General features: G+C 68.2%; 26 protein-coding genes. 19 read left to right on the forward strand and 7 right to left on the reverse strand.

Annotated elements, in window-relative coordinates:
- Positions 1 to 262 precede the first annotated feature (262 nt).
- The 4 genes from VN378_RS01195 to VN378_RS01210 are packed head-to-tail and all read left to right on the forward strand — an operon-like array spanning position 263 to position 3,970.
- Complete coding sequence (locus VN378_RS01195) at positions 263 to 889, forward strand: TetR/AcrR family transcriptional regulator (RefSeq protein WP_325740184.1); 627 nt, start codon at positions 263 to 265, stop codon at positions 887 to 889.
- Entirely contained in the window at positions 886 to 1,875 is a 990-nt protein-coding gene (locus tag VN378_RS01200) for an HlyD family secretion protein (RefSeq protein ID WP_325740186.1), read from the forward strand. Before VN378_RS01195 ends, VN378_RS01200 begins: the two co-directional genes overlap by 4 nt.
- Complete coding sequence (locus VN378_RS01205) at positions 1,872 to 2,846, forward strand: ABC transporter ATP-binding protein (RefSeq protein ID WP_325740188.1); 975 nt, start codon at positions 1,872 to 1,874, stop codon at positions 2,844 to 2,846. Before VN378_RS01200 ends, VN378_RS01205 begins: the two co-directional genes overlap by 4 nt.
- A complete protein-coding gene (locus VN378_RS01210) occupies positions 2,843 to 3,970 on the forward strand; it encodes an ABC transporter permease (protein WP_325740190.1) in 1,128 nt (375 codons plus the stop codon). The genes VN378_RS01205 and VN378_RS01210 overlap by 4 nt, the downstream gene beginning before the upstream one ends.
- On the opposite strand, the gene VN378_RS01215 is transcribed toward VN378_RS01210, so the two are convergent.
- Positions 3,967 to 4,395 (reverse strand): organic hydroperoxide resistance protein, encoded by a 429-nt coding sequence (locus VN378_RS01215; RefSeq protein ID WP_325740192.1) that lies wholly within the window; start codon positions 4,393 to 4,395, stop codon positions 3,967 to 3,969. The genes VN378_RS01210 and VN378_RS01215 overlap by 4 nt on opposite strands.
- Before the next feature lie 51 nt (positions 4,396 to 4,446).
- Complete coding sequence (locus tag VN378_RS01220; RefSeq protein WP_325740194.1) at positions 4,447 to 5,118, reverse strand: J domain-containing protein; 672 nt, start codon at positions 5,116 to 5,118, stop codon at positions 4,447 to 4,449.
- A gap of 45 nt (positions 5,119 to 5,163) precedes the next feature.
- On the opposite strand from VN378_RS01220, the gene VN378_RS01225 reads away from it, so the two are divergent.
- From VN378_RS01225 to VN378_RS01240, 4 genes are all read left to right on the forward strand, one after another.
- Positions 5,164 to 5,463 (forward strand): BolA family protein, encoded by a 300-nt coding sequence (locus tag VN378_RS01225; protein ID WP_325740300.1) that lies wholly within the window; start codon positions 5,164 to 5,166, stop codon positions 5,461 to 5,463.
- Positions 5,464 to 5,565: 102 nt separating this feature from the next.
- Positions 5,566 to 7,380: an ATP-binding protein gene (locus VN378_RS01230; protein ID WP_325740196.1), complete on the forward strand. Its 1,815-nt coding sequence runs from the start codon at positions 5,566 to 5,568 to the stop codon at positions 7,378 to 7,380.
- Between the two features lie 135 nt (positions 7,381 to 7,515).
- Positions 7,516 to 7,974: an RcnB family protein gene (locus VN378_RS01235; protein WP_325740197.1), complete on the forward strand. Its 459-nt coding sequence runs from the start codon at positions 7,516 to 7,518 to the stop codon at positions 7,972 to 7,974.
- An 86-nt stretch (positions 7,975 to 8,060) separates the two neighbouring features.
- Positions 8,061 to 9,752 (forward strand): cisplatin damage response ATP-dependent DNA ligase, encoded by a 1,692-nt coding sequence (locus tag VN378_RS01240; protein ID WP_325740199.1) that lies wholly within the window; start codon positions 8,061 to 8,063, stop codon positions 9,750 to 9,752.
- Here VN378_RS01240 and VN378_RS01245 read toward each other — a convergent pair.
- Entirely contained in the window at positions 9,737 to 10,351 is a 615-nt protein-coding gene (locus VN378_RS01245; protein ID WP_325740201.1) for a hypothetical protein, read from the reverse strand. The genes VN378_RS01240 and VN378_RS01245 overlap by 16 nt on opposite strands.
- A gap of 103 nt (positions 10,352 to 10,454) precedes the next feature.
- Here VN378_RS01245 and VN378_RS01250 point away from each other — a divergent pair, with 103 nt between their 5' ends.
- The 3 genes from VN378_RS01250 (at position 10,455) to egtB (ending at position 14,727) form a co-directional block, all read left to right on the forward strand.
- On the forward strand, positions 10,455 to 11,435 hold the full coding sequence (locus tag VN378_RS01250) for a mechanosensitive ion channel family protein (protein ID WP_325740202.1): 981 nt from the start codon (positions 10,455 to 10,457) through the stop codon (positions 11,433 to 11,435).
- Positions 11,436 to 11,438: 3 nt separating this feature from the next.
- Complete coding sequence (locus VN378_RS01255) at positions 11,439 to 12,452, forward strand: threonine aldolase family protein (protein WP_325740204.1); 1,014 nt, start codon at positions 11,439 to 11,441, stop codon at positions 12,450 to 12,452.
- A gap of 115 nt (positions 12,453 to 12,567) precedes the next feature.
- Positions 12,568 to 14,727 carry an ergothioneine biosynthesis protein EgtB gene (egtB, locus tag VN378_RS01260; protein ID WP_325740206.1) on the forward strand — a complete coding sequence of 720 codons (2,160 nt, stop codon included), beginning with the start codon at positions 12,568 to 12,570 and terminating at the stop codon, positions 14,725 to 14,727.
- Between the two features lie 58 nt (positions 14,728 to 14,785).
- On the opposite strand, the gene VN378_RS01265 is transcribed toward egtB, so the two are convergent.
- Together VN378_RS01265 and VN378_RS01270 are read right to left on the reverse strand one after the other, a co-directional pair.
- Positions 14,786 to 15,010 (reverse strand): general stress protein, encoded by a 225-nt coding sequence (locus VN378_RS01265; protein ID WP_325740208.1) that lies wholly within the window; start codon positions 15,008 to 15,010, stop codon positions 14,786 to 14,788.
- A 112-nt stretch (positions 15,011 to 15,122) separates the two neighbouring features.
- Positions 15,123 to 15,281 (reverse strand): hypothetical protein, encoded by a 159-nt coding sequence (locus VN378_RS01270; protein ID WP_325740210.1) that lies wholly within the window; start codon positions 15,279 to 15,281, stop codon positions 15,123 to 15,125.
- Between the two features lie 143 nt (positions 15,282 to 15,424).
- Between VN378_RS01270 and VN378_RS01275 the strand changes: the two genes are divergently transcribed.
- A complete protein-coding gene (locus VN378_RS01275; protein WP_325740212.1) occupies positions 15,425 to 15,703 on the forward strand; it encodes a hypothetical protein in 279 nt (92 codons plus the stop codon).
- On the opposite strand, the gene VN378_RS01280 is transcribed toward VN378_RS01275, so the two are convergent.
- A complete protein-coding gene (locus tag VN378_RS01280) occupies positions 15,700 to 16,401 on the reverse strand; it encodes an MBL fold metallo-hydrolase (protein ID WP_325740214.1) in 702 nt (233 codons plus the stop codon). The two genes, VN378_RS01275 and VN378_RS01280, sit on opposite strands and share 4 nt — an antisense overlap.
- 193 nt (positions 16,402 to 16,594) lie before the next feature.
- Between VN378_RS01280 and tig the strand changes: the two genes are divergently transcribed.
- The 5 genes from tig (at position 16,595) to VN378_RS01305 (ending at position 21,068) form a co-directional block, all read left to right on the forward strand.
- The gene (gene tig / locus VN378_RS01285; protein ID WP_325740216.1) at positions 16,595 to 17,938 is read left to right on the forward strand and encodes a trigger factor; all 1,344 of its coding nucleotides are present in this window, start codon (positions 16,595 to 16,597) and stop codon (positions 17,936 to 17,938) included.
- Positions 17,939 to 18,064: 126 nt separating this feature from the next.
- Positions 18,065 to 19,024 carry a hypothetical protein gene (locus tag VN378_RS01290; protein WP_325740218.1) on the forward strand — a complete coding sequence of 320 codons (960 nt, stop codon included), beginning with the start codon at positions 18,065 to 18,067 and terminating at the stop codon, positions 19,022 to 19,024.
- Between the two features lie 147 nt (positions 19,025 to 19,171).
- Entirely contained in the window at positions 19,172 to 19,813 is a 642-nt protein-coding gene (locus tag VN378_RS01295; RefSeq protein ID WP_325740220.1) for an ATP-dependent Clp protease proteolytic subunit, read from the forward strand.
- A 1-nt stretch (position 19,814) separates the two neighbouring features.
- A complete protein-coding gene (locus VN378_RS01300) occupies positions 19,815 to 20,720 on the forward strand; it encodes an alpha/beta hydrolase family protein (RefSeq protein ID WP_325740222.1) in 906 nt (301 codons plus the stop codon).
- Between the two features lie 30 nt (positions 20,721 to 20,750).
- Complete coding sequence (locus VN378_RS01305) at positions 20,751 to 21,068, forward strand: hypothetical protein (RefSeq protein WP_325740224.1); 318 nt, start codon at positions 20,751 to 20,753, stop codon at positions 21,066 to 21,068.
- Positions 21,069 to 21,077: 9 nt separating this feature from the next.
- Here VN378_RS01305 and VN378_RS01310 read toward each other — a convergent pair whose 3' ends face one another.
- Positions 21,078 to 21,719, reverse strand: a complete 642-nt coding sequence (locus VN378_RS01310) for an HAD-IB family hydrolase (protein WP_325740226.1) — start codon at positions 21,717 to 21,719, stop codon at positions 21,078 to 21,080.
- 188 nt (positions 21,720 to 21,907) lie between these two features.
- Between VN378_RS01310 and clpX the strand changes: the two genes are divergently transcribed.
- Both clpX and lon read left to right on the forward strand, forming a co-directional pair.
- Positions 21,908 to 23,182 carry an ATP-dependent Clp protease ATP-binding subunit ClpX gene (gene clpX, locus VN378_RS01315; protein ID WP_055832584.1) on the forward strand — a complete coding sequence of 425 codons (1,275 nt, stop codon included), beginning with the start codon at positions 21,908 to 21,910 and terminating at the stop codon, positions 23,180 to 23,182.
- Between the two features lie 351 nt (positions 23,183 to 23,533).
- The gene (gene lon, locus VN378_RS01320) at positions 23,534 to 25,930 is read left to right on the forward strand and encodes an endopeptidase La (RefSeq protein ID WP_325740229.1); all 2,397 of its coding nucleotides are present in this window, start codon (positions 23,534 to 23,536) and stop codon (positions 25,928 to 25,930) included.

A 25,930-nucleotide genomic window follows, 5' to 3' on the forward strand; every position in this document is an offset into this window, starting at 1 on the left:
GGTCATCCCTTAGAAAACCGGGGCGGCGGGGTCCAGCCATCTTCAAATCCGTTCATCCCGGCGAAAGCCGGGACCCAGTGTTTTGAGCGATCGGAGGAACCGGGTGCGCAGGCCGTCAATCCCGTCCGACAGGGTCCTGACGAAAGGACCGGGTCCCGGCTTTCGCCGGGATGAGCGGAGGGGGATGAGCGGAGGGGGATGAGCCTTTACAACAGCATTCGTTGATAATACTAACTGACCGGTCAGTTATTAGAGGCCTCCCGTGCTTCCCCTGGGCGAACCCAAATTCCGCCGTCGACCCGCCGACCGCCCGGCCGAAATCCTCGCCGCCGCGCTGGAGGTGTTCGCCGAGCGCGGCTTCCAGGCCGCGCGGCTGGAAGAGGTGGCGAAACGCGCCGGCGTGTCCAAGGGCGCGCTGTATCTGTATTTCGAGACCAAGGCCGACCTGTTCCGCGCCGTCGTCACCGACGCCATCTCGCCCAATCTGGAACGGGTGAAGATGATGGCGACGGCCGCCGTGCCGTTCGAGCAGGCCGTGCGCATGGGCGTCGGCATGCTGGCCCGCACCGTGGTGACCGACCGGCGCATCACCGGCGTGGTCAAGCTGGTCATCGCCGAGAGCCGCAACCATCCCGAACTGGCGACCATCTGGCACGAGACGGTGGTTCAGCCCGGCATCGTGCTGATGAGCGGCCTGATCGCGGCGGCCCAGGAACGCGGCGAGGTGCGGCCCGGCGATCCGCGCCTGTTCGCCTTTGGAATCATGGGGCCGATGATCCTGTCGATGGTCTGGCGCGAGACGTTCGAGCCGATCGGGGCCGAACCCGTCGATGTGGCGAAACTGGCCGACCAGCATCTGGATACGGTCCTGAGGGGGATGAAGCCATGACGCGTCCGAAATCGGGGCTGCGGCCCGTGCTGGCGCTGGGCGCGATCGCCGTCGTCGGCGTGCTGATCTGGCTGCTGTTCCTGCGCGACGGCGAGGCGCGGACGCTGACCGGCTATATCGAGGGCGAGCGGATCTATCTGGCCGCGCCGGTCTCGGGCGCGGTGGCGACGCTGTATGTACGCGAGGGCCAGCGGGTGGCGGCGGGCGGGCGCACCTTCCTGATCGATCCCGGCATCCAGCGGGCCCAGGCCGAGGGAGCGGCGGCCGCCGTCGGCGCGGCCGAGGCGCGGGCCGAGGATCTGCGCAAGGGCCAGCGGGCCGAGGAATTGTCGGTGTTCGACGCCGAGCTGCAGGCGGCGCTGGCGGCCGAGCGCGTGGCCGAGGCTGACTATGCGCGGATCGAGCCGCTGGTGCGGCGCGGCATCTATGCGCCGGCGCGGCTGGATCAGGTGCGGGCGGCGCGCGACGCGGCCCGGGCCCAGACCGCGGCGGTGCGACGGCGGCGCGAGGTCGCGACCCTCGGCGCGCGCGAGGATGCGCTGCGCCAGGCCGAACAGCAGGCGGTCCAGGCCGGGGGCGGGCTGAACGAGGCCAATGTCCGGCTGGGCCAGCTGGCCCCGCTGGCGCCCGGAGCGGCGCGGGTGGAAGAGATCTTCTACCGGCCCGGCGAATGGGCGGCGGCCAATGCGCCGATCCTGGCCCTGCTGCCGGACGGCGAGGTCAAGCTGGTCTTCTTCGTGCCCGAGGCCGAGATGGCGCGGTACCGACCCGGCCGGACGGTCAGCTTCCGCTGTGACGGCTGCGCGGCGCAGGGCAGGGCGAGGATCACCTGGGTCAGCGCCCGGCCCGAGTTCACGCCGCCGGTGCTGTACAGCAAGGGCAGCCGCGACCGGCTGGTCTATCGTGTCGAGGCCCTGCCGGCGAACGCGGCGACGCTGAACCCCGGCCTGCCGGTGGACGTGGCGCCGCTTGGAACAGGCCAATGACGGATCGGCGGAGATCGACTCCCCTCCCCCTCGAGGGGGAGGGCTTTGAAAAGGTCATCGACGTGCGCGGGCTGAACAAGTCGTTCGGGGCGCTGCATGCGGTGAAGGATTTCGGCATCACCGTGAACCGGGGCCGCATCTGCGGCTTCCTGGGACCCAACGGCGCGGGCAAGACCACGACCCTGCGCATGCTGTGCGGCCTGCTGACGCCCGACAGCGGCGAGGGGACGGTGCTGGGCTATGACGTCATGCGGCAGTCGCGGCTGATCAAGCAGCGCGTCGGCTATATGACGCAGAAATTCTCGCTCTACGAAGACCTGTCGATCGAGCAGAACCTGACCTTCATGGCCCGGGTGCACGAGCTGGACCGGCGGGGCGAGCGGGTGCAGGCGGCGCTGGACGGCCTGGGGCTGACGGCGAGGCGGGCGCAGCTGGCGGGAAACCTGTCGGGTGGCTGGAAACAGCGGCTGGCGCTGGCGGCGGCGACCCTGCACGAGCCCGACCTGCTGCTGCTGGACGAGCCGACGGCGGGCGTCGACCCCGAGGCCCGGCGCACCTTCTGGGACGAGATCCACGGACTGGCGGCGGCCGGCATGACCGTGCTGGTCTCGACCCACTACATGGACGAGGCCGAACGCTGTCACGAGATCGCCTATATCGCCGGCGGCCGGACGCTGGCGCGGGGTACAGCGGACGAGGTGATCGAGGCCTCGGGCCTGGTCACCTTCCACGCCGAGGGCCCGGGAGCCGACCGGCTGGCGGCCGAACTGCGCGGCCGGCCGGGCGTGGAGATGGCGGCGCCGTTCGGGACCACCCTGCACGTCTCAGGCCGTGACCGCGCGGCGCTGGAGGCGGCGATCCGGCCCTGGCGCAAGCCGCCGCTGGACTGGACCGAGACGCAGCCGACGCTGGAGGACGTCTTCATCCAGCTGATCCACGACCTTGAGGCGGGACAGGGGAGGGCGGCATGATCTCCCTGACCCGCACCTGGGCCGTGATGGCCAAGGAGTTCACCCAGCTGACGCGCGACCGGCTGACCTATGCGATGATCCTGCTGCTGCCGATCATCCAGCTGCTGCTGTTCGGCTATGCGATCAACGACGATCCGCGGCGCCTGCCCACGGCGGTGCTGGTGCAGGACAACGGCGGCTTCTCGCGCTCGATCCTGACCGCGATGGACAACAGCGGCTATTTCCACATCACCCTGCAGGCGCGCAGCCAGGCCGAACTGGACCGGGCCATGGCGCGGGGCCGGATCCAGTTCGCGGTGATCATTCCCGCCGACTTCACCGCGCGGGTGGTGCGGGGCGACGCCGCGCAGATCCTGGTCGAGGCGGACGCCACCGATCCGTCGGCGACCTCGGGCGCGGTGGCGGCCTTGGCCAGCCTGCCGTCGCAGGCGCTCGTCCGCGAGCTGACCGGACCGTTGGCGGCGCGCGCGCCGGGAAGGCCGCCGTTCGAGGTGGTCGTGCACCGGCGCTACAATCCCGAGGCCATTACCGCCTACAACATCGTGCCCGGGCTGCTGGGCGTGATCCTGTCGATGACCCTGGTGATGATGACCTCGCTGGGTATGGCCCGCGAGCGCGAGCGGGGCACGATGGAGAGTCTGCTGGCCACGCCGGTGCGGCCGCTGGAGGTCATGGTCGGCAAGCTGACGCCCTATGTGCTGGTCGGCGTGGTCCAGGCGGTGGTGATCCTGATCATGGCGCGGCTGCTGTTCCAGGTGCCGATGAGCGGCGGCTGGATCGCACTGGGGACGGGGCTGATGCTGTTCATCATCGGCTCCCTGTCGCTGGGTTTCCTGATCTCGACGGTGTCGAAGACCCAGTTGCAGGCGATGCAGATGAGCGTCTTCTACATGCTGCCGTCGATCCTGCTGTCGGGCTTCATGTTCCCGTTCCGGGGCATGCCGGAGTGGGCCCAGGCGATCGGCACGGCGATCCCCGTCACCCATTTCCTGCGGGTGGTGCGGGGATCGCTGCTCAAGGGCGTGGGGCTGGAGAACGCCGGCCCCAGCCTGTTCGCCCTGGCCCTGTTCGTGCTGGTGGTGGGGGCGCTGGCGATGCTGCGCTACCGGACCACGCTGGACTAGGCGGCGCTCAGGGCCACGTCGACATTGCCGCGTGTGGCGTTGGAATAGGGGCAGACCTGATGCGCCTTCTGGATCAGGTCGTCGATGACGGCCTGATCGAGGCCGTGGTCGGTGACCTTCAGGGCGATGTCGAGGTTGAAGCCCTCGCCGCGGGTGTTCTTGCCGAAGCCAACGGTGGAATGGACCCTGGTGCCGGGCCCGACCGGCGTCCCGGCCTTGCCGCTGACCAGCCGCAGGGCGCCGAGGTAGCAGGCGGCGTAGCCGGTGGCGAACAGTTGCTCCGGATTGGTCCCGGCGCCGCCCTTGCCGCCCATTTCCGGGGGGACCGACAACAGGACGTCGATCTTGCCGTCGTCGGTGGCCGAGCGGCCTTCGTCGCGGCCGCCGCCCGAGGCGACAGCGTGGGCTTTGTAGAGGACTTCCATGGGACGGCTCCTGCGCAGGGGCCTCATAGCTAGGCGCCCGGACGCGCCGCGCTAGGCCAGTCCCGCCTTCTTCAGCGTCTTGTAGGCCTTGATGACGCTCTGCAGCTTGGCCTCGGCCCCGCGGTCGCCCTGGTTCAGGTCGGGGTGGAAGCGTTTCAGCATCTCGTGATAGCGCGCCTTGATCCCGGCCTTGTTGGTGCGGGCGTCGAGGTCGAGCGTCGTCAGGGCCGCGCGCTCCAGCTTGCCAAGGCGAAGCGTGTCCTCGCCCGCGGGTCCGGCCTGTTCCTTCATGCGCCGGCCGAACAGGCCGAAGCTATCCTGCCAGCTGCCAGTCCCCTTGTTGTTGGCCGTGCCCATTTTCGAGGCGAAGGCGGCGGCCTCGCGGCTGAATTTGCCCGCCTTCATCTCCCAGGTCGGACGGCCGCCGGTCATGGCCTCGTTTTCCTTGGCCGCCCGGACTTCGCCGTCGCTCATGCCGGCGTAGAAATTCCAGCCCTTGTTGTACTCGCCCGCGTGGCGCTGGCAGAAATCATAGAAGTCGTTCAGCCGCTCGCGCGACTTGGGCGCCCGGGCCGTGGCGGGCGCGCGGCAGTCCGGCCACTGGCACGGCTTTTCGCCGGGCTTGAGGTGCAGGACGTCGGCCTCCGCCGCCTCCTCTTCGGGGCGTGGCGGTTTGATCCGCATGTCCTTGAAGCGGGGCTTGTATTCAAACTCGGATGACATCGGTGCAAGTGTAGGGTCGAATTGGTCACCAACAAGGACACACCCATGCCGGAAGGCCCGATTGCGACGATTATCCGGGAAAAACTGACGGCGGGCCTGTCTCCCGACCGGCTTGTGATCGAGGACGACAGCGCCCGGCACGCCGGACACCACCATGAAGGCGGGCTGGATGGCCAGCCCGGGGGCGAAAGCCACTTCAACCTGATCGTGGTTGCGGCGGCGTTCGAGGGCCAGGGACGGGTGCAGCGACAGCGCGCGGTCAACGATCTGCTGCGGGCCGAACTGGCCGGGCCGGTGCACGCCTTGTCGATACGGGCGCTGACGCCGGCGGAAGCGGGCGCCTGACGTTCGTCGAACATCGACCTTACAGAACCGTCATCGTTCATCTCGTCTTAGAGACTTGCCCATAGCGTTCGGCCCCGGGACTTAACGGGGCTGGGCGCGCGCATGGTGGAATCCGACGGCATCGCCAAGTCTATCACCGGCGAACCGGGCGCTGGCGAAGCCGCGCAGGCGCTGCGCGCGATTCTGCAGACCCAATACCTTCGCTATATGATCATCGGCACGTGGGCCCTGGGCCTGCTGGCCACCGTCGGCCTGAGCACCGCCGCTCTCTGGTTCGTGGGCACGGTGGCCGCCGGCGCCATCCGGGGCGCAGTCGAGAAGCGCATCAGCGACCGGGTGGGCGCTGGCTGGGGCATGGTGTTCCCCGCTGTGGCGACCGCGACTACCGCGGCATGGGCCACGGCGCCCTTGCTGGCCTGGTTCTCCGGCGCCGAATTCGGGCACTCGCTAGCCATGGCCCTGCTGGTGTCAGGCTATGTGCTGGTGTTCGCCCAGCTGCGCAGCTCGCCGCGCCAGGCCATCGTGATTTCGTCGCCCTACGGCATCGCCGGCCTGGTCATCGCCGCGAGCCTGTGGGGCACGCCGACCTTCTGGCAGTTTCTGGCCGTCGTTCCGTTCACGGGCGCAGGCCTGGTGGTGCTGGTCATGATGACCATGCTGCGGGAGGAGCGCATCCGCGCCTTCCAGGAGCATCAGGCGCATCTGATCGAGGAACTGGAAACCGCGCGCGACCGGGCCAACGCCGCCAATGACGCCAAGTCCAGCTTCCTGGGCGTCATCTCGCACGAGCTTCGCACGCCCATGAACGGAGTCCTCGGCGCCGCCCAGTTGCTGGGAGCCACCCGTCTGGAGCCCACGCAACGGGAATATCTGTCGATCATCCGCAACTCCGGCGACAATCTGCTGAGCCTGCTGAACGACATCCTGGACATGACCAAGATCGAAGCGGGCAAGATGACGTTCGAGATCGTCGACGTGTCCGTCGAGGATCTGCACAAGCGCGTGACGGGGCCCTTCCAGGCCCAGGCCGAGGCCAAGGGCCTGACCTTCGCGACCCGTTTCGAGGGCGACATTCCCTCCGTGGTCCGCGGCGACCCCCTGCGGGTCTGCCAGGTCATCCACAATCTGCTGTCGAACGCCGTGAAATTCACCGACCGCGGCGACGTCACCTATGTCGTGCGGGGGGAGCGCCTGGCCGAGGGCAGGGTCCGGTTCGACTTCGCGGTGACCGATTCCGGCGCCGGCATTTCGCCCGAAGATCTGGCGCGGCTGTTCCAGCCTTTCACCCAGGTCGACGGCTCCTCGACCCGCCGCTTCGGAGGCACCGGTCTGGGCCTGACAATCGCCCGCCGCATGGCCAACATCATGGGAGGCGACATCAGCGTGACCTCCAGCGTCGGCGCGGGCTCCACCTTCACCTTCTCGGTCGAGTCCGACGTCGTCGAATGGGCGCGTCAGGAAGCGGCTGAACCGATCCACGCCGAGGTGGACGACGGTCAGGCGCTGAACGTGCTGGTGGTCGAGGACCACCCGGTCAACCGCATGATCCTGGAGGCCTGGCTGGGCTCGGCCGGACATGCCTCGACGAGCGCCGAGAACGGCCAGATCGCCGTCTCGATCGCGCAGGACCAGACTTTCGACCTGATCATCATGGACGTGAACATGCCGGTGATGGACGGCCTGACCGCCACGCGGGCCATCCGCGCCGGCGCCGGCGCCAACCGTGAGACGCCCATCGTCGTGCTGTCCGCCTCGGCCCGCAGCGAGGACCACGCCGCGGGCCTGGACGCCGGCGCCGACGCCTACCTGAACAAGCCCATCGACTTCTCGGCCCTGGCCGATCTGATGAACCGGGTCGGCGGCGGCCGGGCCGGCGTCCGCAGCTGTATCGAGAACCCGCAGGCCGCCGCGGCCTGACGCAGGACGCCAATAGCGTTCCAAAGGCGACCGCCGTCTGAACGGCGGCTGACCAGGGACGTTCACACCCGGCTCAAGAGCCGGGGGCCAGAGTGCGGGCAGTCGAAATCCTTCGGCCGCACCTGGAGACATCTGATGAAGAAGATTCTCACCGCCGCCATCGCCGCGACGCTCGCCATGAGCTCGATCGGCGCGGCCTCCGCCGCCGAAGCCCAGTCGCGTGGCCACCATGAACATCGCCAGAATGGTCACGACGATCGCAGCGAACGTCGCGAATGGCGCCAGGATTCCCGCGAGGACCGCCGCGACGCTCGCCAGCAACGGCGCGCCTACGCTCGCTGGCAGCGGGCCGAGCGCCGCTACAGCGCCGGCCGTTACCAGGCGCCGCGCGGACATCAGACCCGCCAGTGGGCCTATGGTCAGAGCATGCCGTCTTCCTATCGCTCGGACCAGTATGTCGTGGACGACTACAGCCGCTACGGCCTGCGCGCCCCGCCCCGCGGCTATCAATACGTCCGCAGCGGCAATGACATGGTCCTGTCCAACTCGAACAACGGCCTGGTCGCCGCAGTGATCGCAAGCCTGTTCAACTGACCGGCCCGCGCCGGCGAGGACGACGCCCCGGAGGGAAACCTCCGGGGCGTTTTTCGTTTGGGTTCGAGCTGCTTACATGAGGTCCGATGCGCGCCTTCGCCGAACTGCTGGACCGACTGTCTCTGACGGCGTCGCGCAATGCGAAGCTGGTGCTGGTGCGGGACTATCTGAGGGTGACGCCCGATCCCGACCGCGGCTGGGCGCTCGCATCCCTGACCGGCGAGCTGACGTTCGACGCCGCCAAGCCGGCGATGATCCGCAAGGCCGTCGAGGCCCGGGTGGATCCGGTGCTGTTCGGCTGGTCCCACGACTATGTCGGCGACCTGGCCGAAACGGTCGCGCTGATCTGGCCTCGCGATCCCGACCACAGGCCCAATCGCGAGCCGGAACTGGGCGAGGTGGTCGAGGCCCTGCGCACCGCGAGCCGGGCCGAGGTGAAGGACCTGCTGGAGGGCTGGCTGGACGCGCTTGAGCCCAAGGGGCGCTGGGCGCTGTTGAAGCTGATGACGGGCGGCCTGCGCGTCGGCCTGTCCGCCCGCCTGGCCAAGACGGCGGCGGCGATGATGCGCCCCGGGGCCGTCCGCGAACCGCCGGATCCCGAAGGCGACGAGGCCGTAACCGCGCTCGAACCGGTCGACGCTTCGGACATCGAGGAGATCTGGCACGCGCTGGAGCCGCCCTACGCCGATCTCTTCGCATGGCTGGAGGGGCGGTCCGACCGCCCCAGCGGCGATGCTCCGGGCCGGTTCCGGCCGGTCATGCTGGCGGTCGCCATCGACGAGACGGTGGATTTCCCGCGGTTGTCGCCGGCGGACTTCGCCGCCGAATGGAAATGGGACGGCATCCGCATCCAGGCGGTGCGCGAAGGCGGTGTATCGAAACTCTACTCCCGCACCGGCGACGAGATATCGGGCGCCTTTCCCGACGTCATGGACGGGCTGGCCTTCGAGGGCGCGCTGGACGGCGAACTGGTGGTCTGGCGCGACGGAGCGGTGGCGCCCTTCGGAGACCTGCAGCAGCGGCTGAACCGCAAGACCGTGGACGCCAGGACCATGGCGGCCTTCCCGGCGGCGATCGTGGCCTATGACATTCTGGCGGAGCACGGAGAGGACCTGCGTGGGCTGCTGCTCCGGGACCGGCGGACGCGGTTGGAGGCCCTGGCCGGGCGGGGCGGGGATCGTCTGCATCTGTCGCCGCTGGTGCCCTATGCGAGCTGGGACGATCTGGCGGTCCTGCGCGCCGATCCGCCGGTGGGTGCGGCGGCCGAGGGGCTGATGCTGAAGCGATGGGACAGTCCCTACATCGCCGGGCGGCCCAAGGGGCCGTGGTTCAAGTGGAAGCGCGACCCCCACGTCATCGACGCCGTCCTGATGTACGCCCAGCGCGGACACGGGAAGCGGTCCAGCTTCTATTCCGACTACACCTTCGGCGTCTGGACCGAGGAGGGGCCGCTGACGCCCGTCGGCAAGGCCTATTTCGGCTTCACCGACGATGAGCTGAAGCAGCTGGACAAATTCGTGCGCGACCACACCGTCGAACGGTTCGGCCCGGTCCGGTCGGTGCGGGCCGAACGGGACTTCGGACTGGTGCTGGAGATCGCCTTCGAGGGGCTGAACCGGTCGACGCGGCACAAGTCCGGCGTGGCGATGCGGTTTCCGCGGGTCAGCCGCATCCGCTGGGACAAGCCTGCGCGGGAGGCGAACACCCTCGCCGATGTCATGGACCTGCTGGACGCGATCGAAAGCGGCGGCGGACGGATCGCTCAGCCGGCAGGCTGATCCCGTTCTCGCCACGACGGGTCGCGCGCATCCGTCAGGCCGCACAGCTGCAGGAAGCCGATCACCGGGACCTCGCGGCGCGGCTCGGCCTTCGCCAGAAACAGCTGCGGGGGCGCTTCGGCCCGCACCGTCAGCGGCAGCACCACCCACGACCGGGGGAAGGGGCGCACGTCGATGTGCGGATCCGCTTTCAGATGCGGGCAATACCGCAGCGAGCGGCTTGAGCAGTCCTTGTGCAGCGGCGCGATGGCGCCGGCGTCGATCAGGATCCGGTCGTCCTCGATATCGGCCGGCAGGGCCCCGCCGCGGCCGGCGGCGCGCAAGGCGCCGGCCGCGAACGGATGCGCGACCTGGGTATAGCGATCCTCCGGCGTCGTCGGCCGGCCGCACATCGGACACAGCATGTTCCGGACGGTCAGCCGCTGACGCACCGCATGGTTCTGGGAATACAGCGGCTTGCCGTGGCCGGCGTTGTCGGCCTGGACGATCGCCAGGGCGCCGTTCACCGAAGGGCAGGGCCGAACGCCCAGCACCGGCTCGCCGGTCCAGCTGGTCACCCAGGGCACGTCGACGCCGACCTTGAGGGCGGAGAGTTTCACGGACTCGCTCATACCGCCGGTTTAGAACGGCCTCCCTGGACTACGAAGCCGGAAATGCGGGGTCCGGGGTTCCAAATCGGGATCGAGGCGTTAGACCCGGCTCATGTCCTCCCTCGTCGCTCCCCTGAACGAGGCGGTCGCCGCCGGCCAGAAGGCCGCCGCGGTGGACGCCGCCATGATCGCCAAGCTGACCGACATGGCCGGCGATTTCGCGATCAACCTGACCATCGCGATCATCATCCTGATCGTCACCGTCTTCGCCTCGCGCTGGGTGTCGGGCGTGACGCGGCGGGCGCTGTCGCGGGTGCGAGGGTTCCGGCACGACCCCACGGTGCTCAGCTTCGCGGTCCAGGTGGTGCGGGTGCTGGTCTTCATCATCGGCTTCATCGCCGTGCTGCAGCGGCTCGGCGTGCAGACGACCTCGATCATCGCGGTGCTGGGCGCGGCCTCGCTGGCGGTGGGTCTGGCCCTGCAGGGCACGCTGTCCAACGTCGCGGCGGGGGTGATGCTGCTGATCCTGCGGCCCTACCGCGTCGGCGACCTGATCGACGTCGGCGGACGGGTGGGCAAGGTCCAGCGGCTGGACCTGTTCCTGACCCAGATGTCGGACGCCAACAACGTCAAGATCGTCGTGCCCAACGCCAAGGTGTTCGGCGACACCATCCTGAACCTGTCCGGCCAGAAGACGCGGCGGATGGAGCTGAAGATCGGGGTCGGCTACGGCGACAATCTGAACACGGCGCGGGACGCGCTGGTCCAGGCGGCGGCGGCGCACGAACACGTCCTTTCCGATCCCGCGCCGTGGGCGGGGGTCACGGCCTTGCTGAACAGCTCGGTCGAACTGACCCTGCAGGCGTGGACGAAGTCCGACGACTACTGGCAGGCCAAGGCCGACGTGCTTCAGGCCGCCAAGGAGGCGCTGGACGCCGCGGGCGTCGAAATCCCCTTCCCCCATCAGGTCGCGGTGCCCTATGGCGAGGACGACGAGCCCGAGGCGCCGCCGGCGCGCAAGGCTCGACGTCGGGGGAAGTCCAGCGACCCGTCGCCGGGCGACGCCCATCAGGACAGCGGCAGCGAGGGCTGAGGCGTGCGCTACGATTTCGGATCCGACAACACCGCGGGCATGGCGCCGGCGGCGCTGCAGGCGCTCATCGAGGCCAACGACGGCTTTGCGCGGGCCTATGGCGCCGACGACGTCACCGCCCGCGCCGCGGATCTGATCCGGCGCCGGCTGGATGCCGACGCCGACATTCGCTTCGTCTTTTCGGGCACGGCGGCCAACGCCATCGCCCTGTCGATGCTGGCCTGGCCGCACGAGGCGGTCCTGGCCCACCATGCGGCGCACGTCTGCACGGACGAGACCGGGGCGCCGGGCTTCTTCGGCTCGGGCGTGGGCCTGATCGGCCTGCCGGGCTTTTCGGGCAGGATCGATCCCGTGGCCCTGAACGCCGCTCTGGAAGAACCCGAGGTCGGCCATCGCCAGCCGCCGGCGGCGCTCAGCCTGACCCAGTCGACCGAATACGGCACGGTCTACACCGAGGAAGAGCTGCGTCACCTGATCGAGCCGGTGAAGCTGAAGGGCTGCGGCGTGCATATGGACGGCGCGCGGCTGGCCAATGCGGCGGCGGCGGGCTTCGATCTGACGCAGATCGCACGGCTTGGGGTGGACGTGCTGGTGTTCGGCGGGGCCAAGGCCGGGGCCAACTGCGCCGAGGCCATCGTCATGTTCGACAAGAGCCTGTCGCGCCGGATCGACAACCGGCTGAAACAGGCCGGGCAGACAGCGTCCAAGGCGCGCTTCCTGGCGGCCCCCTTCCTGGGCCTGCTGGAAACCAACGCCTGGGAGGACGGGGCCGCCCACGCCAATCTGATGGCCCAGCGGCTGGCGGCGGGCGTCGCCGCGCGCTCGCCCTTCACCCTGGCCCATCCGGTCGAGGCCAACGCCGTCTTCGTGCGCATGCCCCCCGCGGCGCACCAGCGGCTGAACGACATGGGCTGGGCCTGCTACCGGTTCGACGACGGTTCGGTGCGGTTCGTCTGTTCCTGGGCGACACAGGAAACGGCCGTGGACGAGGTCATCGAGGCGATCTCCACGCTTTAGGCGACGCGGGATGCTTGAAGCTTCACCGGGGCCTTCCTAACTTGGAACAAACCGGGACCGTGGGCCGTTCGAAGCCCGGGCGCCGGTCCGGCGTCAACAGCCAGGGGCGGACCAGATGAACGCACCATCGCGACTCCCCGAGGGGATCGCCGGGGACCTGCGCCGGTACCGCGAGGTCCGGGCGGCGATGCCCGCACTGGCGGCCGGACTGGGCGCCGAGGATCTGTCCGCCCAGTCCATGCCCGACTGCAGCCCCGGCAAATGGCATCTGGCCCACACCAGCTGGTTCTTCGAGGCCATGATCCTGGGCGAGGAGCCCGGCTACCAGCCGGTCGATCCCCGGTTCCAGACCCTGTTCAACAGCTATTACGAAGCGCTCGGCCAAAGGGTGGAGCGGTGCGACCGCGGCCTGATGACCCGGCCGTTGCTGGATGAGGTCATGGAATACCGCCGCGAGATCGACCGGCGAATGACGGCCTGGCTGGGGCAGGGGGATGCCGACCCGCGGCGTCGGTATCTGTTCACCCTGGGCCTGCATCACGACCAGCAGCATCAGGAGCTGTTCCTCATGGACCTGCTGAACCTGATGTCGCGGTCGCCGCTGGAGCCGACGGCCTACGAACGGACACCCCGATCGAGCGAGGTCGAGGCGTCGCGGGGCGGCTGGTCCAGGTTTGACGGCGGCCTGGTCGGGATCGGCCACGGCGGCGCCGGTTTCGCCTTCGACAACGAAGGGCCCGCCCATCGCGCCTGGCTGGAGCCCTACGCCCTCGCCAACGATCTGGTCACGAACGGCGACTGGATCGGCTTCATCGAGGATGGCGGCTACGCCCGCCCGGAACTGTGGCTGGCGGACGGATGGGCCGCGGTGAAGACGGAGCGCTGGAGCGCGCCCCTGTACTGGCGCGACGAAGGAGATCGCTGGACGCGGATGACCCTGGCCGGGCGGGTGAATGTCGATCCCGCCGCGCCGGTCCGTCATGTGAGCTTCTACGAGGCCGACGCCTACGCCCGCTGGGCCGGAAGGCGGCTGCCGACCGAGGCCGAGTGGGAGCATGCGGTGCGTTGCCGCCCCGACGCCTTCTCCAACGCCTTCGGCGAGGTCTGGCAATGGACCGCCAGCCCCTACGCCCCCTATGCCGGCTTCCGGCCGACCGAGGGGACAGCGTCCGAGTACAACGGCAAGTTCATGGCCAACCAGATGGTGTTGCGGGGCTCGTCCTTCGCCACGCCGCCGGGCCATGCGCGGGTCACTTACCGTAACTTCTTCTATCCGCAGCAAAGGTGGGCGTTCATGGGACTGCGACTGGCCGAGGACGCCCCGGCGCCGCTGACGCGGGAGTCCGAACCGGGAGAAACCGCCCGTTTTCGCCGCGATCTGATCGCGGGGCTGTCGCGCTCGCCCAAGGTGGCTTCGCCGAAATGGTTCTACGACGCGGAAGGTTCGCGCCTGTTCGAGGAGATCACCCGGCTGCCGGAATACTATCCGACCCGGCAGGAGGCGGCCCTGCTGCGCCGCGTGTCACCGGAATGGGCGAGACGGTTCGGACCGGAGGCGGCCCTGGTCGAGTTTGGCTCGGGGGCGAGCGAGAAGACACGCATCGTGCTGGATGCGGCGTCCGACCTGGCCGCCTATGTGCCGATCGACATCAGCGCCGACGCCCTTGATGCGGCCGCCCAACGGATCGCCGACGCCTATCCGGCGCTGAAGGTTGAGCCGCTGGTCGGCGACTTCCTTCATCTGGGGGCCTTGCCGACGGGAATCGGCCGGGGCCGGCGGGTCGGCTTCTTCCCCGGTTCGACCATCGGCAATCTTGAGCCGGACGAGGCTGTCGCCTTCCTGAAGGCCGCGCGTTCGCTGCTGGGCGACGACGCCCTGTTCATCCTCGGCGTCGATCTGGTCAAGGCGCCCGAAACACTGATCGCCGCCTATGACGACGCCGCCGGGGTGACCGCCGCCTTCAACCGGAACCTGCTGGTGCGCGCCAACCGCGAGCTTGGGGCGGACTTCGATGTCGACGCCTTTGCTCACCGGGCCGTCTGGAACCCTGCGAGGTCGCGGATGGAAATGCATCTGGAGGCGACGCGCGACATGGCGGTCGGCATCAACGGCCAGACCATCAGGTTCGCACGCGGCGAAACCATCCACACCGAGAATTCGCGGAAATTCGCCGAGGAGACGGTGCGCGGGCTGGCGGACGCGGCCGGCTGGTCCGTCGCGGCGTTCGAGACGGGCGACGCGCCTGCGGTGGCGCTGGCGCTGCTGGAAGCCTGACATGAAAAAGGGACGGCGGCCTCGCGGCCGCCGTCCCTTCATTGGTCGTGACCGCCAGCTAGTCTGCGGTCGTGGCGGGCCCCCGAGCCCGGGCTCCGTGCGAGGCTTCGCCGCCTTTGCGCCCGGCCTGGGCGGCGAGGCTGCGGTCCTGGGAGAAGCTGCGCTTCTCGCTCGGTACGCTGGCGCCCCCCTTGCGGGCGATCTCGCGCTGGCGTTCCGGATCCATCGAGGCGAAGCCCCGCTTGGACACCCCGGAAGCACGTGTGGGCTGACCTTGAGCCATCTGAGGTTCCTTTCGTGGCGACGGTGGCGGTTGCTGGACTGAACCCTCCGGTCCGTGTCCGGTTCCGGTTTCCCGGTCACACAATTGCGAACGAATCACAGGGTTTGCGTCGTCACCCGCCATAGGGACGTGCGTCTCCGGGCTCGCCGCCGCCGGGATCCTGCTGCGGCATCTCCTCCGGTGCGCTGCCGGGATCGAGGTCCGGTCCCGGCGTATCCGGCGGCATGATTTCGGGCTGGCCGCCGGGGCTGTCGGGTTCGACGTAGGTCATGGCGATCTCCTCTTCTGCACAGGAAACGCCGCACGGGACCGGCCTGTTCAATCACGTTCCGGGAGCGCGACGTTTTGGCCGGAACCGGGGCGCCGGGCGGCGGGTTTGACGGGCTTGACCCACCCAGCTTGCAGGAGCCTTCCATGACCGAAACCTGGACCGGACCGACCAACGTCGAGGACATCGAGGACGATGGCGACACCCCGACGGCCGCCCTGGAACGCCGGGCCGACGTCATTCTGGAGGCTGACGAACGCCGTCGTCCGCTGCGACGGGCGATCCCCGAGGACGTGAGGCAGGCGCGCGACTGGGCCCGGGCCCGGGCGGAACGTCTGCGGGGCGCCGTCGAGGCGGAACCGGTCAAGGCGTCGCTCTACGCCCTCGGCCTGGGCGTGGTGATCGGATTGCTGGCGGCGCGTTAGGCGGGACCGGAGGCCGGGCGCGGGATGGGCGCCCGGCGCATGGCCTCATCCGAGACGAACGGATTGGTGCGGCGCTCGGCCCCGAAGGTGGAGGTCGGGCCGTGCCCCGGCACGAAGGCGACGTCGTCGCCCAGCGGCCAGAGTTTGGTGGTGATGGCGTTCAGCAGGCTGGCGTGATCGCTGCGCGGGAAGTCGGTACGGCCGATCGAGCCCTGGAACAGCACGTCCCCCACCTGGGCGAACCGGGCCGCGCGGTTGAAGAAGATCACATGGCCCGGCGTATGCCCCGGACAGTGCCAGACCTCCCAGGTCGTATCCCCCAGGGTCAGCACGTCGCCGTCGGCCAGCCATCGGGTCGGGGTGAAGCTGCGGGCGTCGGGAAGGCCGTACATCTGGCCCTGGGCCGGGATGCCGTCGATCCAGAACTGGTCGTCGGGGTGGGGGCCGATGATGTCCAGCCCCGTCTTCTCCTGCATCTCGGCCGCGCCGCCGGCGTGATCGAGGTGGCCGTGGGTGATCCAGATGGCCTCCAGCGTCAGCCCCTGCTTCGCCACGGCGGCCAGCAGGGCGTCCACCGAGGCCCCCGGATCGATGATGGCGGCCTTCAGGGTGTTGCGGCACCAGACGAGGGTGCAGTTCTGCTGCAGGGGCGTGACCGGGAAGACGGCGACGCCGATCGGGGCGGGGGAGGAGCTCATGGCGTCCAGATAGCGCGCCCCGGCCCCGACCGAAACCGTCCCCTGTTCCGCGTCTCACGTTGACCTTTGGGACCGTCATCGACATAAGGGCGGGCTTCAAAGGCGCCGCCTCGCAAGGGCGGCCCTTGTTGCTTTACCCACACAGCGCAGCGCCTGCCTGAAAGGCGCCGCCCAAGAGCGTCAGAATCCGGCCATGCAAGTTGTCGAAAAGTCCAACGAAGGTCTCAGCCGCGTGATCGCGGTGACCATTCCCGCCGCCGAGCTGAACCAGAAGCTGGACGCCAAGCTGAAGGAAGTCGCGCCGCAGATGAAGCTGAAGGGCTTCCGTCCCGGCAAGGTGCCGATGTCGCACGTCAAGAAGACCTTCGGCCGCGACCTGATGGGCGAAATCGTCAACGACGCGCTGAACACCTCGAGCCAGAAGGCCCTGGACGACGCCAAGGTGCGTCCGGCCGCCCCCGCCGAGATGAAGCTGACCTCGGACATGGACAAGGTCATCGCCGGCACGGAAGACCTGGCCTATGAAATGGCCCTGGAGGTCATGCCCGACTTCACCCCCACCGACGTCAAGAAGCTGAAGCTGGAACGCCCGACCTATGAAGCGTCGGACGCCGATCTGGACGAGGCCCTGACCGAACTGGCCGGCCAGGCCAAGTCGTATGTCGAAAAGACCGGCAAGACCGTCAAGGCCGCCGATGGCGACGAGGTCACCATCGACTTCCTCGGCAAGCTGGACGGCGAGCCCTTCGAGGGCGGCGCCGCCGAGGACACCCAGCTGGTGATCGGCTCCAACCGCTTCATCCCCGGCTTCGAAGAGCAGCTGAAGGGCGCCAAGGTCGGCGACGAGAAGGTCCTGAACGTGACCTTCCCGGCCGACTATCAGGCCGCCCATCTGGCCGGCAAGGCCGTGACCTTCGACGTCAAGGTCAAGGCCATCAAGGCCGAGGCCCCCGCCGTGGTCGATGAAGAGTTCGCCAAGCGCATCGGCATCGAGTCGCTGGACAAGCTGAAGGAACTGCTGCGCACCAATCTGAACCAGCAGTACACGGGCGCCGCCCGCTTCAAGCTGAAGCGCGCCCTGCTGGACGCCCTGGACAAGGCCCACGACTTCCCCCTGCCGCCCAAGATGGTCGAGGCCGAGTTCGACGGCATCTGGCAGCAGGTCCAGGCCGACAAGGAAGCCGGCCGCCTGCCGGAAGAGGACGCGAAGAAGTCCGAGAAGAAGCTCAAGGACGAGTACCGCAAGATCGCCGAGCGCCGCGTGCGCCTGGGGCTGGTGCTGGCCGAGATCGGCCGCGCCAACAACGTCCAGGTCACCGACCAGGAGCTGAACAACGCCATCATGAACGAGGCCCGCAACTATCCGGGTCAGGAGCGTCAGGTGCTGGACTTCTATCGCCAGAACCCCAACGCCGCCGCCCAGATGCGGGCCCCGATCTATGAGGAGAAGGTCTGCGACCTGATCTTCGACACCGCCAAGGTGACCGACACGCCGATCACCAAGGAAGAGCTGCTCAAGGAAGACGACGAGATCTGAGGCCGTCGGCTACGGGCGGCGTGCGCCGCCCGGCCTCAATTGCCGTCGAGCCTTCCCTTCAAGTTGCTAACTGCATAGCGGCAAAGTAGCGTCGGAACCGTATAGTTCCGGGCGGGAGAGAGCCGAATGTTCGCATGGTTGGCGGTGGCTTCGGCCCTGGCGATGGGCCCGTCCGCGCCGCAGGACGATCCGAATACCGATCCCGTCGCACAGCTCCCGTCGGTCATGGTCGACGGCCGGCCGCTGGCTGAACAGGCGCGATCTTTCGTGGCCGCGGCCACCGAAGGTCCGCGGCATCGTTCCCTCGCGCGTTGGGAAACGCCGATCTGCTTCGGTGTGGCCAACCTCAAGGCCGATGCCGCCCAGGCGCTCATCGACCGTATGGCGAAGGTCGCGGTGTCTCTGGGCGTCGAGACGCAGGCTCCGGGGTGCAAGCCGAACCTGCTGGTGATCGCGGCTCACGCCGCCGACGCGGAGGCCGTCGTTCGTCGGGCCATAGACCGGAGCGAGTTCGACTTCCGACCGGCTCGGGGCGGGACGGACCGGGGCCGGGCCGCGCTTGAGGCTTTTGCGTCGTCGACCGCGCCGGTTCGCTGGTGGCACGTCAGCCTGCCGGTCGAGGTGCGTACGGGCGGTCCCGCGCTGCTTCTCGATGGCGAGGGTCTTATGGGGCCCGCATTCGGAGCGCCGGGCGCCTTTGGAGAGGCCGCACCGGTGCTGACCGTCCGCGTGGACAGCCTTTCCCGCACCCGTTCGACGGTGCGGAACGACCTGATGCGCGTCATCATCGTGGTGGACGCCGATCAGGCGGCCGCGGTGCCTTTCCCGGCCCTGGCGGACTATATCGCCATGGTCGGCCTGGCGCAGATCGATCCCGAGGCCGAGGTGGGCGACGCCCCTACCATCCTGAATCTGTTCAACGCCGACGCGTCCCAGCCGACCCGGCGAATGACGGATTGGGACGCCGCCTTCCTGATCTCGCTGTACGAGGCCCGCAGCAACCCGGCCAGCCTGAACCACCAGGAGCACGACATCGGCCGGCGCCTGGCCCGTGTTCTTCAGAGCGGTGAATCCGCCGCAGACTGAGATTTGCGGCTGATCTCCGGAAAGGCGCGCCGTGCCCGTACGCTGTTCGCCGGCGTCGGCCTTGCGCCAACCGCCCGGCGACGCGATATCCTGTTCCGAGGGCGAGCGGCCGGTGAGTCGCGCCCATTGCATCCCGAGAAGGCCTGAATGCGCGATCCGATCGAAATGATGAACATGAACCTCGTCCCCATGGTGGTGGAGCAGTCCAGCCGGGGCGAGCGGGCCTTCGACATCTTCTCGCGCCTGCTGCGCGAGCGGATCATCTTCCTGACGGGTCCTTTCGAGGACTCGATGGCGTCGCTGATCTGCGCCCAGCTGCTGTTCCTTGAATCGGAGAACCCGAAGAAGGAGATCAGCATGTATATCAACAGCCCCGGCGGTCAGGTGACCTCGGCGCTCGCGATCTACGACACCATGCAATACATCCGCTCGCCGGTTTCGACCGTATGCATGGGCATGGCCGCCTCGGCCGGTTCCCTGATCCTCGCCGCCGGCGCCGCCGGCCAGCGCGTGGCCCTGCCGAACGCCCGCATCATGGTGCACCAGCCCTCGGGCGGCTTCCGCGGCCAGGCGTCGGACGTCGAGCGTCACGCCGAGGACATCCGCTACACCAAGCGCCGCCTGAACGAGATCTATGTGCATCACACCGGCCGGACCTATGAGGAAGTCGAAAAGACCCTCGACCGCGACCACTTCATGAGCGCCGAGGAAGCCAAGGCCTGGGGCATCGTCGACCACGTCTACGACCGCCGCGAGCAGGCCGAGGGCGACGGCGTCAAGACGGTCTGACATGAAGGCCGGTCCGGTGGGCAGGTCGGCCGCTCTGCTGCTGGCGACTTCGGTCGTCCTGGGCGGTTGCTACCCCTACCGACTGTCGGGCGACGACGTCGTTCCGACCGACCGGCGGCTGGCGGCGTCAGGCTATCGCATCAGCGCGGGCGTCGATCTGGCCGACGCCGGCCGACGGCTGGGCCTGGCGGTGACCGAAGAGACCATTGCGGCGCCGTTCGGGGCTGTCGCCCTGACCCGGTTCGAGCACGCACAGCGCCGCCCGCTGATCGTCTTCTGCGGCGGGAACATGTTCCGTCGCGAGGTGTCCGGGCAGAAGATCGTGCAGTTGCTCGCGCCGCTGGGGGACGTCTGGATCTTCGACTATCCCGGCTACGGAGACAGCTCCGGCGACGGCCGGCCGCGGGAATTCGAGGAGATGAACGCCGCGATCGCCGCGCGGGTTGACCGCGCCTTTGGCGAGGGACGGACAGGCGACCTGGCGTTCTGGGGACATTCGCTTGGGGGGACGGTCTGCGGCGATCTGGCCGGACGCAGCGCCACGCCGTCGGATGTGGTGCTGGTCGCCACCTTCCAGAGCTTCGACCAGGTGGTGCGTGCCGGAGCCGCGGCGCGGGCCGGTCCGCTGGGGAGACTGGTTCGACCGGTGATCGCTGACGACGTGCCGGGCTTTGACATCGCACGCGCGTTGGACGGGTACGACGGGACGGCAATCGTTGTCGGGGCGCGGAACGACGCCACTGTCCCCTGGGAGGCCTCGTCGCGACTGGAGCGGGCCCTCAGGCGCCAGGGCGTGGCTACGCAGCTGATCGTCCTGGCGTCCGGAGATCATTCGCTCATGCACGAGGAGCCGGGGCTGGTCGCGCGGATCGGCCAAGCGCTTCGGGATGCCGAATTCGGCGACTAGCGTCCGCGGCGCTGTGATAGGGATCTGCCCATGCAGACGCGTGACAACAGCGGGACCGTCGAGGTCGACGGCGACATCTATCACTGGGAGCTTCGGCGACAGCCCCGGCCCCTGAGCGGCGGAAAGTGGGAGGGCGTCGCCGTGACCCTGCGGCTGGCCGACTTCAAGCGCGAGGCTGTCGTCCAGTTCCCGCCGCCCCTGCGCCCGAACGGGCGGCCGGACACCGAGAAGCAGTTCGTCAACACTGACCATATCCGCAACGCCGTGGCGGCGGTGATCGAAGCCGGCTGGAGCCCCACCTCGCGCGGCAAGGCTGTCGTTTTCGACGTGGACGCCGAGGGTCGCTGACGGCCGGACTCAGCCCTTGAACCGCCGGAACCCGGCCTCGTCGGCGATCGCCAGCATCTCTGTGTCTCCGGTGGTGTCGCCATAGGCCGCCGCCAGTTTCATATCCTCGCCAAAGGTCGCCCGTAGCCGGCGGACCTTCTCCTCGCCCCGGCAGTTGGGGCCAGCGAAGGCGCCCGTCACCCGATCATGGCCGTCGAACACCAGCGGGGTGCCGAGCAGGGCCTCCGCGCCGAGCCGGTGGGCGAACGGGGCCACCGTGGTCTCGGGGCTGGCGGTGACGATCACCCGATAGGCGCCCCTCTGCCCCCAGTCCTTCCAGCAGGCGAGGGCGTCGTAGCGGAGGAAGCCGGGCCAGACCTGACCGGCGAAGGCCTCGGCGTCGGCCTCCAGCTGCGCGCGCGGCGTGCCCTTCAGGAACTCCCGCACCGAGGCGGCCTTGAGCCGGCCCCGGTCGCGGTCGCCGGCATAGGCGGCCAGATCCGGGGCCATCCGCGTCAGGCCGAGGAACCAGCCGCCGGCGCCGGCCCGCCAGCGCAGGAACCGGGTGAAACTGTCGCGAACCGTCAGGGTGCCGTCGAAATCGAAGGCGACGATGGCCTGATCCTTGCGAGGCGGCTGGTGAAACAGGCCTGGACTTCCCATGTCAGACATTCGCCGCGATCTCCCCCGACAGTGAACCGTCCGCTTCGGACTCCGGCCACGCTTGGCCGGGGTTGTGGAGGGCGTCTGGATGGGTGATTGTCAATTTTTGAAGACCTTTGCGCCCATTGTCCGGGAATCAACGCGAAGGATGCGCGTTAGCCCCATATCGGGGTGAACCGCGGGAGTGAGAAGGCTCGATGACCAAAGCCGCCGGCACAGACGCCAAAAGCACGCTCTACTGCTCGTTCTGCGGGAAGAGCCAGCATGAGGTGCGCAAGCTCATCGCCGGGCCGACCGTGTTCATCTGCGATGAATGCGTCGAACTGTGCATGGATATCATCCGTGAAGAGCACAAAATCTCGTTCTCCAAGGCCAAGGACGGTGTGCCGTCGCCCAAGGAGATCCGCGAGGTCCTTGACGACTATGTGATCGGCCAGAGCCACGCCAAGAAGGTGCTGAGCGTCGCCGTTCACAACCACTACAAGCGCCTGAACCACGCGACGAAGAACAACGACGTCGAGCTGGCCAAGTCGAACATCATGCTGATCGGGCCGACCGGCTCGGGCAAGACGCTGCTGGCCCAGACGCTGGCGCGCATCATCGACGTGCCCTTCACCATGGCCGACGCCACCACCCTGACCGAGGCCGGTTATGTGGGCGAGGACGTCGAGAACATCATCCTCAAGCTGCTGCAGTCCTCCGACTACAACGTCGAGCGGGCCCAGCGCGGCATCGTCTACATCGACGAGATCGACAAGATTTCGCGCAAGTCGGACAATCCCTCGATCACCCGCGACGTCTCGGGCGAGGGCGTGCAGCAGGCCCTGCTGAAGATCATGGAAGGCACCGTCGCCTCCGTGCCCCCGCAGGGCGGCCGCAAGCACCCGCAGCAGGAGTTCCTGCAGGTCGACACCGCCAACATCCTGTTCATCGTCGGCGGCGCCTTCGCCGGCCTCGAGAAGGTGATCGCGGCGCGCGGCGACGGGGCCTCGATCGGTTTCGGCGCCAAGGTCAAGGAAATCGACGAGCGCCGCACGGGCGACATCCTCAAGGGCGTCGAGCCGGACGACCTGATGCGTTTCGGCCTGATCCCCGAGTTCATCGGCCGTCTGCCCGTTCTGGCGACGCTGGAGGACCTGGACGAGGAAGCCCTGGTCACCATCCTGACCGAGCCCAAGAACGCCCTGGTCAAACAGTACAAGCGCCTGTTCGAGATGGAGAACGTCGATCTGACGTTCACCGACGACGCCCTGATCGCCGTGGCCAAGAAGGCCATCACCCGCAAGACCGGCGCCCGCGGCCTGCGTTCCATCCTGGAAGGCATCCTGCTGGAGACGATGTTCGAACTGCCCACCTTCGAGGGCGTCGAGGAAGTCGTCGTCAACGCCGAGGTGATCGAGGGCAAGGCCCAGCCGCTACTGATCTATTCGGAAACCAAGTCCAAGAAGGCCGCGCCCGACAGCGCCGCCTGACCGTCCTTCCGACATGAATGAGGGCGGGTCCGGACGGGCCCGCCCTTTTCTGTGCCCGCCATGGTGCGTCCGGGCCACAACTGCCCCCGGTTGGATCTTGCCCTGATCGCCGGGCCGGCGCATCGGCCATGCTGACAGCCGGAGAACTGTGGGCCCGCCGTGCGGGTTGGGCCCTTGTGGATGGAAACCGGCGGCGTCTACCAGCGACGCTTGAACCCGGCGTCGGCAGAACCACATACTCACTCGAAGGCCGCCGAATGGCGGGCCGAGTCGAAACGGGAAGCACAGCCGCTTCCGACGCCGACGCGGCGGGTCCGAGATCAACGAGGACCCCGCTAGAGAGTACGCATCATGTCCGAGACCAAAACCCTGCCCGTCCTGCCGCTGAGAGACATCGTCGTCTTTCCGCACATGGTCGTGCCGCTGTTCGTGGGACGCGAGAAGTCGGTCAAGGCGCTCGACGAGATCATGAAGGGTGAAAAGCAGATCCTGCTGGCGACCCAGAAGAACAGCGTCGATGACGACCCCGCCGCGGACGCGATCTATCCGATCGGCGTCCTGGCCACGGTCCTGCAACTGCTCAAACTGCCTGACGGCACCGTCAAGGTGCTGGTCGAGGGCAAGAGCCGCGCCCGCCTGACCAAATTCACGGACCGCACGGAGTATTTCGAGGCCGAGGCCGTCGAGATCGCCGACGATCCGGGCGAGCCGGCGCAGTCGGAAGCCCTGCTGCGCGCCGTGATCGAGCAGTTCGAAAACTATGTGAAGCTGAACAAGAAGGTGCCGCCCGAGGCGCTCAGCTCCATCCCCCAGATCACCGACCCGTCCAAGCTGGCGGACTCGGTGGCCGCCCATCTGTCGGTCAAGATCGCCGACAAGCAGGGCCTGCTGGAGACCATCGCCGTGCCGTCTCGCCTGGAGAAGGTCTACGGCCTGATGGAGGGCGAGATTTCCGTCCTCCAGGTCGAGAAGAAGATCCGCTCGCGTGTGAAGCGCCAGATGGAGAAGACCCAGCGCGAATATTATCTGAACGAGCAGATGAAGGCGATCCAGCGCGAGCTGGGCGAGACCGACGACGCCCGCGACGAGATCATGGAGCTGGAGAAGCGCATCCGTAAGACGCGCCTGTCCAAGGAGGCTCGCGTCAAGGCCGAGGCCGAGGTCAAGAAGCTGCGCAACATGAGCCCGATGTCGGCGGAATCGACGGTGGTGCGGAACTACCTCGACTGGCTGCTGTCGATCCCGTGGGGCAAGGCCAAGACGAAGCCGATCGACCTCGAAAAGGCCGAGGCCATCCTCGAGGAGGACCACTACGGCCTCGAGAAGGTCAAGGAACGGATCATCGAGTATCTGGCGGTGCAGTCGCGCACCAACAGCCTGAAGGGTCCGATCCTGTGCCTCGTCGGCCCTCCGGGCGTCGGCAAGACCTCGTTGGCCAAGTCGATCGCCAAGGCCACCGGCCGGGAATACATCCGCATGTCGCTGGGCGGCGTGCGCGACGAGGCCGAGATCCGCGGCCACCGCCGGACCTACATCGGCTCCATGCCGGGCAAGATCATCCAGTCAATGAAGAAGGTGAAGACCACCAACGCCTTCATCCTGCTGGACGAGATCGACAAACTGGGCGCCGACTGGCGGGGCGATCCGTCCTCGGCCCTGCTGGAGGTGCTGGATCCGGCGCAGAACAATGCGTTCGGGGACCACTATCTGGAGGTCGACTACGACCTGTCCAACGTCATGTTCGTGACCACGGCCAACAGCCTGAACATGCCCCAGCCCCTGATGGACCGGATGGAGATCATCCGGGTCAGCGGCTACACCGAGGACGAGAAGGTCGAGATCGCCAAGCGGCACGTCCTGCCCAAGGTGACGGCCGAGAACGGGCTCAAGCCGGCCGAATTCATCGTCCCGGACAGCTCGATCCGCGACCTGATCCGCTACTACACCCGGGAAGCCGGCGTGCGGTCGCTGGAACGCGCCCTGGGCGGCCTGGCGCGCAAGTCGGTGCGTGAGATGTCGAAGAACAAGACGCTCTCGGTCACCATCGACGACGCCAAACTGGCCGAGTTCGCCGGGGTTCGTAAGTTCCGCTACGGCGAGACGGACGAGGAGGATCAGGTCGGCATCGTCACCGGCCTGGCCTGGACCGAGTTCGGCGGCGAGATCCTGACCATCGAGGCGATCAAGATGCCGGGCCGCGGCCGCATGACCGTGACCGGCAACCTCAAGGAGGTGATGAAGGAGTCCATCTCCGCCGCCGCCTCCTACGTCCGGGCCCGTTCGCTCAGCATCGGCGTCAAGCCGCCGGCGTTCGAGAAGACCGACATCCACGTGCACGTGCCCGACGGCGCGACGCCCAAGGACGGTCCCTCGGCGGGCGTGGCCATGACCGTGGCCATGGTCTCGGTCCTGACCGGCATCCCGATCCGCAAGGACATCGCCATGACCGGCGAGATCACCCTGCGCGGCCGGGTCACCGCCATCGGCGGCCTGAAGGAGAAGCTGCTTGCGGCCCTTCGCTCGGGCATCAAGACGGTGCTGATCCCGGAAGAAAACGAGAAGGACCTCGCCGACGTGCCCGACAATGTGAAGTCGGCGCTGGAGATCGTCCCGATCAAGACGGCCGACGAGGCCCTGAAATGGGCCCTGACCGGCACCCTGACCCCGGTGGAGTGGGACGAGGCGACCGATCCGTTGCCGACCGCCCCGCCGATCCAGGACGCCGGCACGGTGCCGGCGACCCACTGA

The sequence above is a fragment of the Brevundimonas sp. genome, from assembly GCF_035561115.1.
GTDB lineage: Bacteria > Pseudomonadota > Alphaproteobacteria > Caulobacterales > Caulobacteraceae > Brevundimonas.

Excerpts from the sequence above, each read along its gene's own strand:
- VN378_RS01200 (WP_325740186.1), top strand. The coding sequence starts at position 886 with ATGACGCGTCCGAAATCGGGGCTGCGGCCCGTGCTGGCGCTGGGCGCG.
- VN378_RS01205 (WP_325740188.1), top strand. The coding sequence starts at position 1,872 with ATGACGGATCGGCGGAGATCGACTCCCCTCCCCCTCGAGGGGGAGGGC.
- VN378_RS01210 (WP_325740190.1), top strand. The coding sequence starts at position 2,843 with ATGATCTCCCTGACCCGCACCTGGGCCGTGATGGCCAAGGAGTTCACC.
- VN378_RS01215 (WP_325740192.1), bottom strand. The coding sequence starts at position 4,395 with ATGGAAGTCCTCTACAAAGCCCACGCTGTCGCCTCGGGCGGCGGCCGC.
- VN378_RS01220 (WP_325740194.1), bottom strand. The coding sequence starts at position 5,118 with ATGTCATCCGAGTTTGAATACAAGCCCCGCTTCAAGGACATGCGGATC.
- VN378_RS01225 (WP_325740300.1), top strand. The coding sequence starts at position 5,164 with ATGCCGGAAGGCCCGATTGCGACGATTATCCGGGAAAAACTGACGGCG.
- VN378_RS01230 (WP_325740196.1), top strand. The coding sequence starts at position 5,566 with ATGGTGGAATCCGACGGCATCGCCAAGTCTATCACCGGCGAACCGGGC.
- VN378_RS01235 (WP_325740197.1), top strand. The coding sequence starts at position 7,516 with ATGAAGAAGATTCTCACCGCCGCCATCGCCGCGACGCTCGCCATGAGC.
- VN378_RS01240 (WP_325740199.1), top strand. The coding sequence starts at position 8,061 with ATGCGCGCCTTCGCCGAACTGCTGGACCGACTGTCTCTGACGGCGTCG.
- VN378_RS01250 (WP_325740202.1), top strand. The coding sequence starts at position 10,455 with ATGTCCTCCCTCGTCGCTCCCCTGAACGAGGCGGTCGCCGCCGGCCAG.
- egtB (WP_325740206.1), top strand. The coding sequence starts at position 12,568 with ATGAACGCACCATCGCGACTCCCCGAGGGGATCGCCGGGGACCTGCGC.
- VN378_RS01265 (WP_325740208.1), bottom strand. The coding sequence starts at position 15,010 with ATGGCTCAAGGTCAGCCCACACGTGCTTCCGGGGTGTCCAAGCGGGGC.
- VN378_RS01270 (WP_325740210.1), bottom strand. The coding sequence starts at position 15,281 with ATGACCTACGTCGAACCCGACAGCCCCGGCGGCCAGCCCGAAATCATG.
- VN378_RS01275 (WP_325740212.1), top strand. The coding sequence starts at position 15,425 with ATGACCGAAACCTGGACCGGACCGACCAACGTCGAGGACATCGAGGAC.
- VN378_RS01280 (WP_325740214.1), bottom strand. The coding sequence starts at position 16,401 with ATGAGCTCCTCCCCCGCCCCGATCGGCGTCGCCGTCTTCCCGGTCACG.
- tig (WP_325740216.1), top strand. The coding sequence starts at position 16,595 with ATGCAAGTTGTCGAAAAGTCCAACGAAGGTCTCAGCCGCGTGATCGCG.
- VN378_RS01290 (WP_325740218.1), top strand. The coding sequence starts at position 18,065 with ATGTTCGCATGGTTGGCGGTGGCTTCGGCCCTGGCGATGGGCCCGTCC.
- VN378_RS01295 (WP_325740220.1), top strand. The coding sequence starts at position 19,172 with ATGCGCGATCCGATCGAAATGATGAACATGAACCTCGTCCCCATGGTG.
- VN378_RS01300 (WP_325740222.1), top strand. The coding sequence starts at position 19,815 with ATGAAGGCCGGTCCGGTGGGCAGGTCGGCCGCTCTGCTGCTGGCGACT.
- VN378_RS01305 (WP_325740224.1), top strand. The coding sequence starts at position 20,751 with ATGCAGACGCGTGACAACAGCGGGACCGTCGAGGTCGACGGCGACATC.
- VN378_RS01310 (WP_325740226.1), bottom strand. The coding sequence starts at position 21,719 with ATGTCTGACATGGGAAGTCCAGGCCTGTTTCACCAGCCGCCTCGCAAG.
- clpX (WP_055832584.1), top strand. The coding sequence starts at position 21,908 with ATGACCAAAGCCGCCGGCACAGACGCCAAAAGCACGCTCTACTGCTCG.
- lon (WP_325740229.1), top strand. The coding sequence starts at position 23,534 with ATGTCCGAGACCAAAACCCTGCCCGTCCTGCCGCTGAGAGACATCGTC.